This is a genomic window from Acidovorax sp. GW823-FHT02H02, assembly GCF_058797075.1.
In genome coordinates, this window is sequence record NZ_JBXAJH010000001.1 from 172,175 (window position 1) to 186,487 (window position 14,313).

The following is a 14,313-nucleotide window of genomic DNA, read 5'->3' on the forward strand; positions in this document are numbered from 1 at the left end:
TGAATAGACAGCCCCAGACCGGATCATCGGAAACCCAAAGGAAAGTAACAATGAAGCTAGCAGACAACAAAGCCACCCTGTCGTTCAGCAACGGCAGCCCCAGCGTGGAAATGCCGGTCTACCAGGGCAGCATCGGCCCGGACGTGATCGACATCCGCAAGCTGTACGCACAGACCGGCATGTTCACCTACGATCCCGGTTTCCTGTCGACGGCATCGTGCCAGTCTGCCATCACCTACATCGACGGCGACAAGGGCGAACTGCTGTACCGCGGCTACCCCATCGAACAGCTGGCCACGCAGTGCGACTACCTGGACACCTGCTACCTGCTGCTCAAGGGTGATCTGCCCAACGCCACCCAGCGCGCCGACTTTCACAAGCTGGTGCTCGACCACACCATGGTCAACGAGCAGATGCAGTTCTTCCTGCGCGGTTTCCGCCGCGACGCGCACCCCATGGCGGTGCTCACGGGCCTGGTGGGCGCCATGTCGGCCTTCTACCATGACAGCACGGACATCAACAACCCGCAGCACCGCGACATCGCCGCGATCCGCCTGATCGCCAAGATGCCCACGCTGGTTGCCATGGCCTACAAGTACGGCGTCGGCCAGCCCTACATGTATCCGCGCAATGACCTGTCGTACTCCGGCAACTTCCTGCGCATGATGTTCGGCACGCCCTGCGAGGACTACAAGGTCAACCCGGTGCTCGAACGCGCCCTGGATCGCATCTTCATCCTGCACGCCGACCACGAACAGAACGCCTCCACCTCCACGGTGCGCCTGTGCGGCTCGTCGGGCACCAACCCGTTTGCGGCCATCTCGGCCGGCGTGGCCTGCCTGTGGGGCCCTGCCCACGGTGGCGCCAACGAAGCCTGCCTGAACATGCTGGAAGACATCCAGCGCCAGGGCGGCGTGTCCAAGGTGGGCGAGTTCATGGAGAAGGTCAAGGACAAGAACTCCGGCGTGAAGCTGATGGGTTTTGGCCACCGCGTCTACAAGAACTACGATCCCCGCGCCAAGCTCATGCAGGAAACCTGCAACGAAGTGCTCAAAGAGCTGGGCCTGGAGAACGATCCGCTGTTCAAGCTGGCCAAGGAACTGGAAAAGATCGCCCTGGAAGACGACTACTTCGTCTCGCGCAAGCTGTACCCCAACGTGGACTTCTACTCGGGCATCGTGCAGCGCGCCATGGGCATTCCGGTGAACCTGTTCACCGGCATCTTCGCACTGGCCCGCACCGTTGGCTGGATTGCCCAGCTCAACGAAATGATCAGCGACCCCGAGTACAAGATTGGCCGCCCACGCCAGCTGTTCACCGGCTCGGTGCGCCGTGATGTTCCGCCCCTGACGGCCCGTTGATCGGCGGCGCCCCGCGCGCCCCGGCAGCCCCAAAGCCCGCCGCGCTCCGGCGGGTTTTTTTGTGCCTGTGGTCACCACCGCCGGTGGCCCGTATAGTGCTGCGACACCGTCACCTGAGGAACCCCCATGAAAACCAAAGCCGCCGTCGCCTGGCAAGCAGGCCAGCCCCTGACCATTGAAACCGTGGACCTCGAAGGGCCGAAATTCGGCGAAGTGCTGGTGGAGATCAAGGCCACCGGCATCTGCCACACCGACTACTACACGCTCTCTGGCGCCGACCCCGAAGGCATCTTCCCCGCCATCCTGGGCCACGAAGGTGCGGGCATCGTGGTGGACGTGGGGCCGGGCGTGACCACGCTCAAGAAGGGCGACCATGTCATCCCGCTCTACACCCCCGAATGCCGCCAGTGCAAGTTCTGCCTGTCGCGCAAGACCAACCTGTGCCAGCTGATCCGCGGCACGCAGGGCAAGGGCCTGATGCCCGACGCCACCAGCCGCTTCAGCATGGACGGCAAGCCCCTCTTCCACTACATGGGCACCAGCACCTTCAGCAACTACACGGTGGCGCCCGAGATCTCGCTGGCCAAGATCCGTGAAGACGCGCCTTTCGACAAGGTCTGCTACATCGGCTGCGGCGTCACCACCGGCATCGGCGCGGTGATCTTCACCGCCAAGGTCGAGGCCGGCGCCAACGTGGTGGTGTTTGGCCTCGGCGGGATTGGCCTGAATGTGATCCAGGGCGCGAGGATGGTGGGTGCAGACAAGATCATCGGCGTGGATATCAACCCGGCCCGCCAGGAGATGGCGCGCAAGTTCGGCATGACGCACTTCATCAACCCCAAGGAGGTGGAGAACGTGGTGGATGCCATCGTGCAGCTCACCGACGGCGGCGCCGACTACAGTTTCGAGTGCATTGGCAACACCACCGTGATGCGCCAGGCGCTCGAATGCACGCACAAGGGCTGGGGGCGCAGCATCATCATCGGCGTGGCCGAGGCCGGAGCCGAGATCAGCACCCGCCCCTTCCAGCTGGTCACCGGCCGCAAATGGGAAGGCTCGGCCTTCGGCGGCGCGCGCGGCCGCACCGATGTGCCCAGGATCGTGGACTGGTACATGGAGGGCAAGATCAACATCGACGACCTGATCACCCACACCATGCCGCTGGAAGACATCAACAAGGGGTTCGACCTGATGAAGCGCGGCGAATCCATCCGCGGCGTGGTTATTTATTGATGGAATCAGCCGCTAGCGTTTTATCCATAAGCGCTTGCAGCTACCAAATTTGATATCCATGACCTTCACTGACCTTGAACTGACCAGCGAACACGCCTGCTTTGGTGGCGTGCAGCGCTATTACAAGCACAACTCCTCCGAAATCGGCTTGCCGATGCGCTTTGGCCTGTACCTGCCCCCGCAGGCGCTGGCCGGGCAGAAACAGCCCCTGCTGACCTACCTGGCCGGCCTGACCTGCAACGAGGAAACCTTTGCGATCAAGGCCGGCGCACAGCGCCTGGCGGCCGAACTGGGGTTGGCCCTCCTCACCCCCGACACCAGCCCGCGCGGTGCGGGCATCCTGGGAGAAAGCAACCACTGGGAGTTCGGCGTGGGCGCCGGCTTCTATCTGGACGCCACCGAGATGCCCTGGGCCGGCCACTGGTGCATGGAAAGCTACCTCGTCAAGGAATTGCTGCCCGATGTGGCGGCGCAGTTTGCCCTCGACGACCAGCGCCTGGGCCTGTTCGGGCATTCGATGGGGGGTCACGGCGCCCTCACGCTCGCCTTGCGTCACCCCGGTGTGTTCCGCAGCGTCTCGGCCTTTGCGCCGATTTGCGCGCCCACCCAGTGCCCGTGGGGGCACAACGCCTTCACCGGGTACCTGGGCCAGGATGAAAGCACCTGGGGCGCCCATGACGCGAGTGTGCTCATGGGCCAGCAAACCAGCGCGCCCTATCCCCAGGGCATCCTGATCGACCAGGGTCTGGCCGACCAGTTTCTGGCCACCCAGCTGCATCCGCATCGGTTCGAGGAGGCCTGCGCACAAGTCGGCCAGCCGCTCACGCTGCGCAAGCACGCGGGTTACGACCATGGCTACTATTTCGTCCAGACTTTCCTGGCCGACCACCTGCGGCACCACGCCACCGCGCTGGCCTGAGCATTAATTTCCAGTTAAGCAGCGCTACGGACAATCCTTCCATGCTTTTGTCTTTGCAGCGCCTGCAGCGCCTTGTGTTCGGCCGTCGCGCTGTCACCCACCCTCCTCATGCCACCCGAGACATCCACCCCGCATGGGTCGTGGTGCTGGCCAGCGCCTGGCTGGCCACCGCATGCAATGTGCCGCTGTGGCGTGAAGTGGCGGCGCTGCCCGGCCAGGGCACGCTGCGCGGCTGGGGCTTTGCGCTGGCGTTTGCCGTGATTGTTGCGGCGGGCAACGCCGCATTGCTCAGCCTGCTGGCCTGGCGCTGGACGCTCAAGCCCGCCATCACCGTGATGCTGCTCATGGCCGCCTTCGGCGCCTATTTCATGCTCGCCTATGGCATCGCCATCGACGCCAGCATGCTGGTCAATGTGATGCAGACCGATGTGAAAGAGGCCGGCGACCTGCTCAACTGGCGCATGCTGGCCACCGTGCTGGCCCTCACGGCACCGCCCCTGCTGTGGCTCTACCGCCGGCCGGTGCGCCGCATGCATGCCTTTCGCCACATGGCACACAACGGCGCACTGCTGGTGGGGGCCATCGTGGTCATCGTGGTCTGCCTGTTGCTGGTGTTCCAGGAATTCGCCTCCACCATGCGCAACCACACCAAGCTGCGCTACCTGATCAACCCGCTCAACAGCGTGTACGCGCTGGGCAGCATTGCCACCAAGCCGCTGCGGCTGGACACCAGCACGCTGATGCCCCTGGGCCGCGACGCACAGCTGGGCGCCAGCTACGCAGGCCAGCAAAAGCCGCCCCTGCTGGTGCTGGTGCTGGGCGAAACCGGCCGCAGCGTGAACTTCGGCCTGAACGGCTACGCCCGCCCCACCACGCCGCTGCTGTCGGCCCGCAGTGACCTAGTCACGGCGCGCAACGCGTGGTCGTGCGGCACCAGCACGGCGGCCTCGGTGCCCTGCATGTTCTCGCACCTGGGGCGCAGCGGCTTCGAGTCACGCAAGGCCAATTATGAAAGCCTGATCGATGTGCTGCACCACGCGGGTCTGGCCGTGCTGTGGCTGGACAACCAGGCCGGCTGCAAGGGCGTGTGCGAGCGCGTCGGCCAGGTGCATACCACGGCCCTGCCAGACCCGGCCCTGTGCCCTGACGGCGAGTGCCTCGACCCCATCATGCTCAAGGACCTGGACAAGCGCCTGGCTGAACTGCCCGCCGAGCAGCGCAACCGCGGCACCGTGCTGGTGATGCACCAGATGGGCAGCCACGGCCCGGCCTACTACAAGCGATCGGCCCAGGCCCTGAAGAAGTTCCAGCCCGAATGCACCGCCACCGCCCTGCAGGAATGCACGCAGGAGCAGGTGGTGAATGCCTACGACAACAGCATCGTGCAGACCGACCAGTTCCTCGATTCCGTGCTCCATTGGCTTTCAACCCAATCCCAGCAAGCGCAAACAGCGATGATGTACGTCGCGGACCATGGCGAATCTCTGGGCGAGAACAACATCTACCTGCATGGCCTGCCCTATGCCATCGCACCCGATGTGCAAAAGCATGTGCCCTGGATCACCTGGCTCTCGCCCGCCATGCAGTCACGCACCCATCTGACCACGGGCTGCCTGCAAAAGGACCTGACCGAGCGGCGCATCAGCCATGACCACTACTTCCATTCGGTGCTGGGCCTGATGGACGTGAAGACCAGCGCCTACAACCCCGCGCTGGACATGTTTGCAGGCTGCCGCCCGGCGGGCTGACAACGCGCGGCCTCACCGCGCCCCCTGCCACCCTATCGCCTCGCTCAGCAAGTGCCCCTGAAACACCTGGGCAATCGGTGACAGCTGCTTGCCCCGAGGCCAGACCAGGTGCCACTGCGACCGGATGGGAAAGCCCTGCACCGGGAGAACCGCCAGACCCTCGTGGTGCGCACCGAGCGCATGGCGGGAGAGGATGGAAACGCCCAGTTGCCCCTCCACAGATTCCTTGATGGCCTCGTTGCTGCCCAGCTCCAGCACAGCGGTCGGGGTAAAACCCCGCTGGCGCAGGTGCGCATCGGTGGCCATGCGGGTACCCGAGCCTTTTTCGCGCAGGATGAACCGCTCTCCCTGCAGCTGCGCCAGCGTGACGCGCTTTCTGAGCGCCAGCGGGTGGGTGGCGGCGGCAATGACCACCAGCGGGTTGGGCATCAGGATCTGGTCCTCCAGCGGCAGGTCGGCCGGCGGCATGGACATGACGTAGAGATCGTCCAGGTTGCTGCGCAGGCGCGTGATGACGTGGTCGCGGTTGAGGATTTCAAGCGAAATGTCGATCTGCGGATGCAGCTTGCAGAAACTGCCCAGCAGGCGGGGGATGAAGTATTTGGCGGTGCTCACCACGGCGACCTTCAGGCGCCCGCTGGTCAGCCCCTTGGCGCCCGCCACGCGCTGCTCGAACGCATCCCACTCGCCGGCAATGGCCCGCGCCGTGCGGGCCAGGACCTGCCCGGCCTCGGTAAGGTGAACCCGGCGCGAGACCACTTCGTACAGCGGCATGCCCACGGCCTGCGTCACCTCGCGCAGCTGCATCGATGCCGTGGGCTGCGTGACGTGCATGCGCCTGGCGGCGGCGCTGACACTGCCGGTTTCGGCCAGCGCCAGAAAAAGCCGCAACTGGCGAAACGTGATATTCATCGATTTTTATCTATGGATGACTGCATTCGAATCGATTTTACTTTGCACTATGGACTGCATAGCATTCCGGCCAAAGGAGTTGAACGATGCACAGCTTGCTGGACCCTGCGGTCCTATTTTTTGCCCTGGGGGTGTTTGCGGGCCTGGTCCGCTCCAACCTGGAGATGCCTGCGGCCATCTCGAAATTCTTGTCGATCTACCTGCTGATGGCGCTGGGCCTGAAGGGCGGCTTTGCGCTGGCGGCATCGGGCTTTACTCCCAGCGTTGCCAGCAGCCTGGGGCTGGCGGTGCTGCTGGCCGTGGTGGTGCCGCTGGCGGGCTATGTGGTGCTGCGGCGCGTGCTGTCGGGCTTCAACGCAGCGGCCGTGGCGGCCACCTATGGATCGGTGAGCGCGGTGACGTTTGTGACGGCCACGCAGTACCTGGAGTCGCAATCGGTGCCCTACGGCGGCTACATGGCGGCCGTCATGGCACTGATGGAGTCACCAGCCATCATCCTGGCAGTGATGCTGGCCAATGCACTGCGGCAGCGTCAGGCGGCGCCGGCAACTGCCGCAATTCCCATCACCCGCGTGCAGCCCGTGGTGGCGATGGCATCGGTGGGTGGGGCAACCCTGGGCGCGGGGGCCATGGGCAACGGTGGCACAGCAACGGCCCCACCGGGGCCGCGCCTGGCGATAGGCAAGATCCTGCACGAATCGTTTACCGATGGCACGCAATTGCTGCTGCTGGGTGCCATGGTGATTGGCCTGGTGACGGGCGATGCAGGCAAGGCAGCCATGCAGCCCTTCTCGGGCGACCTGTTCAAGGGCATGCTGTGCCTGTTCTTGCTGGACATGGGACTTTCTACCGCGCGCAACCTGCCCGCCGTGCGCCGGCAATCGCCCTGGCTGCTGGCCTATGCGGTGCTGGGGCCGTTGCTGCATGCCAGCCTGGCGGTTGCTCTGGCCTGGCTGCTGCAGGTGCCCGTGGGCGACGCCGTGCTGCTGGCGGTGTTGGCGGCCAGCGCGTCGTACATCGCCGTGCCCGCGGTGGTGCGCTTTGCCATCCCCGAGGCAGAACCCTCGCTGTATGTCAGCCTGTCGCTGGGGGTGACGTTTCCGCTCAATATCGTGCTGGGCATTCCGCTGTACACGCAGGTGGTGCAGCGGCTGTGGCAAGGATAGTTCGCACCAGCCTTCACCCTCTCGGCGCCACAGCCGCGCAGCCGGCTCAGAACAGGCTGCCCTGCCCCCGAGCCAGCCCCGGGCGAAACTGGTCCAGGTCCAGTTCCACGCGCTCGCGGTTCAGCCCCAGCCTGCGGCAGGCGCCGGTGAAGCGCTGGCGCAGCAGGTCGGCCCACAGGCCGCTGCCCTTCATGCGGGTCGTGTAGTCGCTGTCGTAGGTTTTGCCTGCGCCGCGCTGGGCGTTGTCGAGGTTGTGCAGATCTTGCACGCGGGCCATCACGCGGGCGGCGCGCTGGGGGTAATGCAGCGCCAGCCATTCGCGAAACAGCGCATCCAGCTCCCAGGGCAGGCGCAGCACGGTGTAGAAGGCGCTGCGCGCACCCGCATCGCGCGCGGCCTCCAGCACCTGCTCCATGTCTTCGGTGATGAAGGGAATCTGCGGCGCCACGCTCACCCCCACGGGCACGCCGGCCTCGGCCAGGGTTTGGATGGTGCGCAGGCGCCGGTGCGGCGCGGCCGCGCGCGGCTCCATGCGCCGGGCCAGCTGCGCATCCAGCGTGGTGATGGTCACATACACCGCCGCCAGGCGCTGCGCCGCCAGCGGCACCAGCAGGTCGAGGTCGCGCTCGACCCCACTGCTCTTGGTGAGGAGCGAAAATGGATGCCGCGCATCGCGCAGCACCTCGATCACGCCGCGCGTGAGCCGCAGCTCGCGCTCCACCGGCTGGTAGCAGTCGGTGGCCGAGCCGATATTCAGCAGGCGCGGCACATGGCCAGGGCGTGACAGCTCGGAGCGCAACACCGCGGCAATGTTGTGCTTGGCAATGATCTGCGTCTCGAAATCCAGCCCTGGCGACAGGTTCAGATAACTGTGCGTGGGCCGGGCATAGCAATAGACGCAGCCATGCTCACAACCCCGGTAGGGGTTGACCGAGTGGTCAAAAAAGATGTCGGGAGAGTCGTTGGCGCACAGCGCGCTGCGTGCGGTTTCCAGGTGCACGCGGGTGGGTGGCGGCACGGCCTGGCCCGCATCCTCCAGTGGGAAATCCCAGCCATCATCCACTGCCGTGCGGGTATCGTGCATGAACCGGTGGGGCATGAACGTGGCGGCACCCCGGCCGCGAATGGCGTGGATGGAAATGCGCGCTTCGGGCGGCAAGCCGCCGGGCAGATCATCGGGGTGGGCTTCACTTTGCATAACTGTACAAATATACAGTTTTTTAGCTTATCCATGCAAGAAACCGCACCCGCTTTGACCACGCTATGCAGTGCGAGATTCGCGATCCACTACAGTCCCGGCCTTTACAACTAGCTTTCGAGGTACTGCATGGCGCGCAAACCCCAGATCATCCTGTCATCCCTGGACCTGGACCGCATTGAGGCATTGCTGGCGGCGATTCCGACCAGCGTTTTCCCGGGCAAGGCCGACCTGCAGGCAGAGCTGGACCGCGCCGATGTGCTGGCGCCCGAGGAAATTCCGCCGAATGTGGTGACCATGAACTCCACGGTGCAGTTCACGATGCAGGAAACCGGCAAGGAGTTCTGCCTGACACTGGTGTACCCACGCGACATGGACGGCAGCGCCGACCGCATCTCGATCTTTGCCCCCGTGGGCAGTGCCTTGCTGGGCCTGTCGGTGGGCGATGAACTGGCCTGGCCCGGCCCTGGCGGCAAGGCCATGACCGTGCGGGTGAAAAGCATCGTCTACCAGCCCGAGAGTGCGGGCGAACTGCACCGCTGAACGGCAGGAGCAATCACGCCATCAGGCCCCAATGGCTGGTGGTCACCGCCACCAGCATGCCGGTGCCCACCAGCCCGGCCTGCCAGCGCAGCGCCGTGCTCCAGGACGGCACATGGCGCTCCACACGCTCATACAGCTGCCACCCCGCCATCAGCGACAAGGCGAAGGCCGCCAGCATGCCCAGCGCATTCCAGGCGGGCGATTCGGGCCACAGGTGGCCGACCACCGCATTGACCAGCAGGCACACCGGAAAGTGCACCAGAAACACCGAGTACGACCGCTGCCCGAGCCGCACCACCGGTGCGAGCCCCGGCCACTGCCGCCAGCGGGGTGACCGCAGCGCCCATGCCAGCGCGAGCGCCGTCACCAGCGCCACGGCAATACGCTCCCGGAAATCCAGCGCCAGGGCGGCGGCACCCAGCACGGCAATGGCCGCCATCCACCCGCCGGCGCGCGGTGCCTGCACTGCCCAATAGGCCATCATGCCCATACCATAGGCGCCCAGGAAATACAGGGCCCACATATCGATTTGCGGCTGGCGATTGAACGCCAGCAACGAGGCGGCCGTGCCGCCCACCACCAGCGCACGCCCCGCCCAGGCGGCGTGGTGCGTCCGCTCTCCGGTGCAAAACGCCCGCACCAGCGCGAACAGCAGCACGGAACACACGAAAAGCTGAAAGTCGATGGCGACGTACCATACGCCCGCCGACAGCGCCTCTTCGCCCACGATGTCCTGCAGCAGCAGCGCATTGGCCACCAGCTGGGCCAGATCGGGCGCACCGGGCACCGAGGGGTGATCCGTCCAGTTGCGCACCAGCGCCGCCACCACCACGGCCAGCAACAGCGCCACGGCATAGGGCACCACCAGCCGCACGAAACGCCGTGCGATCTGCTGGCTGGCGCTGTCAAACCGCGCCAGCCCCCGGGGCGCCAGGCTGCTGGCTGCAAGATAACCGCCCAGCACCAGAAACACCTGCACGGCCATGCGCCCGTACTCGTACAGCCAAGCCATCAAATCCGGTGCCAGCGGCTGCGCGATGTCCGACATGGGGCCATAAAAAGCAAGGTGATGCCACACGATGGCGGCGCAGGCAAGGCCCTTGGCCATGTCGATCAGCGGCGTGCGGGAGTGAGCAGAGGTCATGCAGAAAAGCAGAGCGGCGGCAGGGTGCCTGCCATGGCGCGGGGCGAAAAACCTTCTATTGTCCACTTTCTGGCAAACGCGTGCTGGAGCCCGTACCGGGACCCGCTCGGCAGGTACCCAGGTCATCGCTTTTTTCAACATCTCTTGAATTTATCGAATTTTCAGTAATTACTGAAAATTCGATAAATCACAGGCACAATGCGTGTCCATGACCTATGTCAATCATTTACCTCCTTTGAATCGCCAGTTCGTGGCCCATTTCGGCGAAATGGGCAGCCGCTGGGGCATCAACCGCACCGTGGGCCAGATGTATGCCCTCATCTTCCTGTCGCCCCGCCCGCTGAATGCGGACGAGATTGCCGAAGCCCTGGAGTTTTCGCGCTCCAACGTGAGCATGGGCCTCAAGGAGCTGCAATCCTGGCGCCTGGTCAAGCTCAGCCACCAGCCCGGCGACCGGCGCGAGTACTTCGAGGCGCCCAAGGATGTGTGGGAGATCTTCCGCGTGCTGGCCGAAGAACGCCGCCGCCGCGAGATCGAGCCCACGTTGTCCATGCTGCGCATGGCGCTGCTCGAAGCGCCCACGTCGGACGAAGAGCGCCATGCCCAGGAGCGCATGCGCGACATGCACGAGCTGATCGACCGGCTCATGACCTGGTTTGACGACGTGCAGCGCCTCGCCCCCGAAACGGCGATGCAGCTGATGGGCATGGGCACGGCCGTCACCCGCGTGCTCGAATTCAAGGACCGGCTCACCGGCAAAGGCGCCGCCGCCAAGGACAAGGGGGTTTGACGATGGACACCTTCATGCTGTCGCGGCTGCAATTTGCCGCCAACATCAGTTTCCACATCCTGTTTCCCACCATCACGATCGCGCTGTGCTGGTTCCTGGTGTTCTTCCGCCTGCGCCACGACGCCACGCGTGGCACTCCGGCTGCGGCGGGCTGGGAGCAGGCCTACTATTTCTGGACCAAGGTGTTCGCGCTGACCTTTGCCATGGGCGTGGTCTCGGGCATCACCATGAGCTTCCAGTTCGGCACCAACTGGCCGGGCTTCATGGAACACGCGGGCAACATCGCCGGGCCGCTGCTGGGCTATGAGGTGCTCTCCGCCTTCTTCCTCGAAGCCACGTTCCTGGGCATCATGCTGTTCGGCCGCGGCCGCGTGTCCGACCGTGTGCACCTGGTGGCTACGCTGATGGTGGCTTTTGGCACCACGCTGTCGGCCTTCTGGATCCTGAGCCTGAACTCGTGGATGCAGACGCCCGCCGGCTACGAAATCATCGATGGCAAGTTCCATGCGGTGGACTGGCTGGCCATCGTGTTCAACCCCTCGTTCCCCTACCGCCTGGGCCACAAGCTGCTGGCCTCGGCCCTCACGGCAGGCTTTCTGATCGCCGGGGTGAGCGCATGGCAGCTCCTCAAGGGCACGGCCACCGAGGGCACGCGCAAGGCACTGCGCACCGCCATCACGGCCGTGGCCCTCGTGATTCCGCTGCAGATCTTCATGGGCGACCTGCACGGCCTGAACACGCTGCAGCACCAGCCCGCCAAGATCGCCGCCATCGAAGGCATCTGGCACACCGAAAAAGGCGCTCCCCTCACACTGTTCGGCTGGCCCAACGAGAAGGAAAGCCGCACCGACTACGCCCTGCAGATCCCCAAGGGGGCCAGTCTGATCCTGGCGCACGACGCCGACGCGGAACTCAAGGGCCTGAACGAATTTCCCGGCGCCCACCCGCCCGTGGCGCCCGTTTTCTGGGGTTTTCGCGTGATGGTGGGCCTGGGCCTGCTGATGCTGGCCGTTGCCTGGGTGGCCGCCTGGGTGCTGTACCGGCGCCGCGCACACGACCTTGCCACCCTGCCCCGCCCCTTGCTGTACACGCTGGTGGGCATGGCGTTCTCGGGCTGGGTGGCCACGCTGGCCGGCTGGTACGTGACCGAAATCGGTCGCCAGCCCTATCTGGTCTATGGCCTGTTCAGGACGGCAGACGCCGTGGCACCGCACGCACCCGCCATGGTCGCCGGCACGCTGGCGGCCTATCTCACGGTCTATGTGCTGCTGCTCACGGCCTATGTCGGCGTGATCAAGTACATGGCCGAGCACTCGACCCTGCCCCTGCCCGCCGTGGCGCCCCCGGCACCCGCTCAAGCCAGTTGAGGAACCCCCATGGAAACGCTGACCTGGGCCACGGCCCTGCCCCTGATCTTCATGGCCATCATGGGCCTGGCGCTGCTGGCCTATGTGATCCTGGACGGCTACGACCTGGGCGTTGGCATGCTGCTGCCCTTCGCCACCGATGCCGAAAAAGACGTGATGGTGTCCAGCATCGGCCCCTTCTGGGACGCCAACGAGACCTGGCTGGTGCTGGGCATCGGCGTGCTGCTGATCTGCTTTCCGATGGCGCACGGCATGGTGCTGTCGGCCCTGTACCTGCCCGTGGCGGTGATGCTGCTGGGCCTGGTGCTGCGCGGCGTGGCATTCGACTTTCGCGTCAAGGCCCGCGACGCCCACAAGGCCACCTGGAACCGCGTGTTCGCCGCCGGCTCGCTGGTCACGACGCTGTCCCAGGGCTGGATGCTGGGCGCCTACATCACGGGCTTTCAGCGTGACCTGTGGGGAATGCTGTTTGCCACCGGCATCGCGCTCACCCTGCCCGCCGCCTACGCCATGCTGGGCGTGGGCTGGCTCATCATGAAGACCGATGGCGAACTGCAGCGCAAGGCCGCCCGCTGGGGCCAGGGCGCCCTGTGGCCCATGGGCTTCGCGCTCATGGGAATCTCGCTGGCCACGCCGCTGGTCAGCCGCACGGTGTTCGACAAATGGTTTGTGCTGCCCGAGCTGTTCGCCCTGCTGCCGATTCCGCTGGCGTGCGTGGCGGCGTTCTTTGCCATCCGCCATGTGCTGGCAGCACCGCGCGTGGTAGCGGCTGGTTATGGCTGGATCGTGTTCGCGGCCACCGTGCTGATCTTCGTACTGGCCTTCTTCGGGCTGGCCTACAGCATCTATCCCTACATCGTGATCGACCGGCTGACGGTGTGGGAGGCGGCCAGCGCCACCGAATCGCTGGCGGTGATCGGGGTGGGGGTGGCGATCACGCTGCCGGCAATCATTCTGTACACCATCTTCATGTACCGGGTGTTCTGGGGGAAGGCGCGGGAGTTGACTTACGGGTTGTGAGTTTTGGGGTTGGATTGGGGTTCGGCAATTTGCTGGATTGCGCTCGTAGCTATTGTTTTTGCAGTTTGCTGCGTGCGTTTGCTGAGGGCGGAGGCCGGGTCTCGCCCCGGCGGGCGAGGTACTTTTCTTTGCTTCGCCAAAGAAACGTACCCAAAAGAAAGGCGACCCACAGTCTGCGACCCCCACGCTATGCGTGGGGGCAAACCTGCGTCGGAGCGGTTGCGGGGTGCGCCGTGGAACTCGCTTTGCGCTGCGCGCCGCTCGGACAACCACGGCGAGTCAGTTGACGAGGCATGGGCGCACTGGCGCCCATGCTCACCCCGCAACCGCCCCGCCGCAGGCGCAGCCAGATGGGGTAGCGGCCAAACATCCGTTCGGGCCATCGCTGCGCTCGGCCCAGGTTGCGCAGCGCGAGGCGCTTGCGCCCGCGAGAGGGGGCCGAGCGCAGCGATGGCCCGTGGGGCTGTTGGTTGTTTGGCTGCCCCAAGCCCTTCTGGCTGCGCCTGGGGCGCGCAGGGCGCGGGGTGAGCGGGTGTGCCGCAGGACACACCCGCTTCGTCAACTGACTCGCCGTGGTTGTCTGAACGCAGCTGTGCAGCAGCGAAGTGAGTTCCACGGCGCGCCCCGCGACCGAGCACCCCAGGTTGCGGGTTTTTGGGGTCAGACACCCATTTCACTGCGATGCGTAGCACCGCACCCCTTCGGGGCGAGCCGTAGGCTCGGTGAATTGGGGCTCTGACCCCAAAAACCCGTCGCAGACAGCAGGGTCGCCTTTTCTTTGCTTACTTTCTTTTGGCGAAGCAAAAGAAAGTGAGTCGGCCGCCGGGCCGAGACCCGGCCTCCGACCTCAGCCAAGGCATAGTCAAAACCACAAAAACAATAGCTGCCAGCGCAAGACACACAAGCGCCACA

The 14,313-nt window shown here is 65.1% G+C and carries 12 protein-coding genes; 9 read left to right on the forward strand and 3 right to left on the reverse strand.

All coding sequences use genetic code 11. From position 1 onward, the window contains the following. Window positions 1–50 precede the first annotated feature (50 nt). The 4 genes from gltA (at window position 51) to AC1RDS_RS00865 (ending at window position 5,261) form a co-directional block, all read left to right on the forward strand. On the forward strand, window positions 51–1,361 hold the full coding sequence (gene gltA / locus AC1RDS_RS00850) for a citrate synthase (RefSeq protein WP_092700712.1): 1,311 nt from the start codon (window positions 51–53) through the stop codon (window positions 1,359–1,361). Window positions 1,362–1,487: 126 nt separating this feature from the next. Continuing rightward, entirely contained in the window at window positions 1,488–2,594 is a 1,107-nt protein-coding gene (locus AC1RDS_RS00855; RefSeq protein ID WP_287880203.1) for an S-(hydroxymethyl)glutathione dehydrogenase/class III alcohol dehydrogenase, read from the forward strand. 58 nt (window positions 2,595–2,652) lie between these two features. Then, the gene (fghA, locus tag AC1RDS_RS00860) at window positions 2,653–3,513 is read left to right on the forward strand and encodes an S-formylglutathione hydrolase (protein WP_092700709.1); all 861 of its coding nucleotides are present in this window, start codon (window positions 2,653–2,655) and stop codon (window positions 3,511–3,513) included. A 41-nt stretch (window positions 3,514–3,554) separates the two neighbouring features. Continuing rightward, on the forward strand, window positions 3,555–5,261 hold the full coding sequence (locus AC1RDS_RS00865; protein ID WP_092700706.1) for a phosphoethanolamine transferase: 1,707 nt from the start codon (window positions 3,555–3,557) through the stop codon (window positions 5,259–5,261). A 12-nt stretch (window positions 5,262–5,273) separates the two neighbouring features. Here the strand turns inward: AC1RDS_RS00865 and AC1RDS_RS00870 are convergent, their stop codons facing one another. Then, window positions 5,274–6,173 (reverse strand): LysR family transcriptional regulator, encoded by a 900-nt coding sequence (locus AC1RDS_RS00870; RefSeq protein ID WP_092700703.1) that lies wholly within the window; start codon window positions 6,171–6,173, stop codon window positions 5,274–5,276. 86 nt (window positions 6,174–6,259) lie between these two features. Here AC1RDS_RS00870 and AC1RDS_RS00875 point away from each other — a divergent pair, with 86 nt between their 5' ends. Beyond that, window positions 6,260–7,339 carry a sodium-dependent bicarbonate transport family permease gene (locus AC1RDS_RS00875; RefSeq protein WP_092700700.1) on the forward strand — a complete coding sequence of 360 codons (1,080 nt, stop codon included), beginning with the start codon at window positions 6,260–6,262 and terminating at the stop codon, window positions 7,337–7,339. 46 nt (window positions 7,340–7,385) lie between these two features. Here the strand turns inward: AC1RDS_RS00875 and AC1RDS_RS00880 are convergent, their stop codons facing one another. Then, complete coding sequence (locus AC1RDS_RS00880; RefSeq protein WP_287880198.1) at window positions 7,386–8,537, reverse strand: PA0069 family radical SAM protein; 1,152 nt, start codon at window positions 8,535–8,537, stop codon at window positions 7,386–7,388. Window positions 8,538–8,666: 129 nt separating this feature from the next. Here AC1RDS_RS00880 and rnk point away from each other — a divergent pair, with 129 nt between their 5' ends. After that, the gene (gene rnk, locus AC1RDS_RS00885) at window positions 8,667–9,080 is read left to right on the forward strand and encodes a nucleoside diphosphate kinase regulator (RefSeq protein ID WP_092700694.1); all 414 of its coding nucleotides are present in this window, start codon (window positions 8,667–8,669) and stop codon (window positions 9,078–9,080) included. Window positions 9,081–9,093: 13 nt separating this feature from the next. Here rnk and AC1RDS_RS00890 read toward each other — a convergent pair whose 3' ends face one another. Then, window positions 9,094–10,224, reverse strand: coding sequence for an acyltransferase family protein (locus AC1RDS_RS00890; protein ID WP_092700691.1), 1,131 nt, complete (start codon window positions 10,222–10,224; stop codon window positions 9,094–9,096). A 208-nt stretch (window positions 10,225–10,432) separates the two neighbouring features. On the opposite strand from AC1RDS_RS00890, the gene AC1RDS_RS00895 reads away from it, so the two are divergent. From AC1RDS_RS00895 to AC1RDS_RS00905, 3 genes are read left to right on the forward strand one after another with little or no spacing between them, the layout of a single operon-like run. Next, window positions 10,433–11,014 carry a GbsR/MarR family transcriptional regulator gene (locus tag AC1RDS_RS00895; RefSeq protein ID WP_092700688.1) on the forward strand — a complete coding sequence of 194 codons (582 nt, stop codon included), beginning with the start codon at window positions 10,433–10,435 and terminating at the stop codon, window positions 11,012–11,014. Window positions 11,015–11,016: 2 nt separating this feature from the next. After that, window positions 11,017–12,381, forward strand: a complete 1,365-nt coding sequence (locus tag AC1RDS_RS00900; RefSeq protein ID WP_092700685.1) for a cytochrome ubiquinol oxidase subunit I — start codon at window positions 11,017–11,019, stop codon at window positions 12,379–12,381. Window positions 12,382–12,390: 9 nt separating this feature from the next. After that, window positions 12,391–13,401, forward strand: a complete 1,011-nt coding sequence (locus AC1RDS_RS00905) for a cytochrome d ubiquinol oxidase subunit II (protein WP_092700683.1) — start codon at window positions 12,391–12,393, stop codon at window positions 13,399–13,401. The last annotated feature ends 912 nt before the right edge of the window (window positions 13,402–14,313 follow it).

Coding starts and splice junctions, on each gene's coding strand:
- AC1RDS_RS00855 (WP_287880203.1), top strand. CDS start 1,488: ATGAAAACCAAAGCCGCCGTCGCCTGGCAAGCAGGCCAGCCCCTGACC.
- AC1RDS_RS00865 (WP_092700706.1), top strand. CDS start 3,555: ATGCTTTTGTCTTTGCAGCGCCTGCAGCGCCTTGTGTTCGGCCGTCGC.
- AC1RDS_RS00875 (WP_092700700.1), top strand. CDS start 6,260: ATGCACAGCTTGCTGGACCCTGCGGTCCTATTTTTTGCCCTGGGGGTG.
- AC1RDS_RS00905 (WP_092700683.1), top strand. CDS start 12,391: ATGGAAACGCTGACCTGGGCCACGGCCCTGCCCCTGATCTTCATGGCC.
- AC1RDS_RS00890 (WP_092700691.1), bottom strand. CDS start 10,224: ATGACCTCTGCTCACTCCCGCACGCCGCTGATCGACATGGCCAAGGGC.
- AC1RDS_RS00880 (WP_287880198.1), bottom strand. CDS start 8,537: ATGCAAAGTGAAGCCCACCCCGATGATCTGCCCGGCGGCTTGCCGCCC.
- rnk (WP_092700694.1), top strand. CDS start 8,667: ATGGCGCGCAAACCCCAGATCATCCTGTCATCCCTGGACCTGGACCGC.
- AC1RDS_RS00895 (WP_092700688.1), top strand. CDS start 10,433: ATGACCTATGTCAATCATTTACCTCCTTTGAATCGCCAGTTCGTGGCC.
- fghA (WP_092700709.1), top strand. CDS start 2,653: ATGACCTTCACTGACCTTGAACTGACCAGCGAACACGCCTGCTTTGGT.
- AC1RDS_RS00900 (WP_092700685.1), top strand. CDS start 11,017: ATGGACACCTTCATGCTGTCGCGGCTGCAATTTGCCGCCAACATCAGT.
- gltA (WP_092700712.1), top strand. CDS start 51: ATGAAGCTAGCAGACAACAAAGCCACCCTGTCGTTCAGCAACGGCAGC.
- AC1RDS_RS00870 (WP_092700703.1), bottom strand. CDS start 6,173: ATGAATATCACGTTTCGCCAGTTGCGGCTTTTTCTGGCGCTGGCCGAA.